This is a genomic window from Tsukamurella conjunctivitidis, from assembly GCF_007858475.1.
Classification (GTDB): Bacteria; Actinomycetota; Actinomycetes; order Mycobacteriales; family Mycobacteriaceae; genus Tsukamurella; species Tsukamurella conjunctivitidis.
On sequence record NZ_VIGX01000151.1, the window covers coordinates 1 to 620 of the forward strand.

The following is a 620-nucleotide window of genomic DNA, read 5'->3' on the forward strand; positions in this document are numbered from 1 at the left end:
TGGTGGAACGCACTCCCGGCATGGTGACGTGGAGGAACTGTTTGACGGTTCCCGCTCCGTCGATCTCAGCAGCCTCGTAGAGGCTGGGATCAATGTTGGCCAGGGCCGAGAGGTAGATGACCATGTAGTAGCCCAGGCCCGTCCATACGGTCACGCACATCGCAGAGAACAGCAGCAACCAGCGGTCCGTGAGGAAGGGGATCGGCTCGGTGATCCAGTTCAGGGTGGCGAAGAGTTCGTTGATGAGACCCCGCTTGTCCAGGAGGCTGGTCCAGATCAGGCCCACCACGACGGAGGACATGACCACCGGGAGGTACATCGAGGTGCGGAAGAAGCCGATGAGCGGGCCCTTCTTGGCCAGCAGCGCCGCCAGGACCAGCGGGAGCACCAGCATGAAGGGCACCACGCACACGACGTAGAGCGAGGAGTTGAGCAGGGCCGTGCGGAAGCGCGGATCCCCGAAGAGGGACTCGAAGTTCTCCAGCCCGATGAACTGTCCCGGACGAAGGAGTGTGGCGTCCGTGACGGAGAGGCGCAATGTGGCGAAGAAGGGGAGGACCAGGAATCCTCCCACCACCGCCAGGGCGAGCCCCACGAAGAGCCACGGGGTGAACCAGTAC

Annotated in this window: 1 protein-coding gene; it reads right to left on the reverse strand. The window is 63.4% G+C overall.

Annotated features, from left to right (window positions below; genetic code table 11):
* The coding region (locus FK530_RS24795) for a carbohydrate ABC transporter permease (protein ID WP_146489463.1) at positions 1–620 on the reverse strand (620 nt) is incomplete at both ends.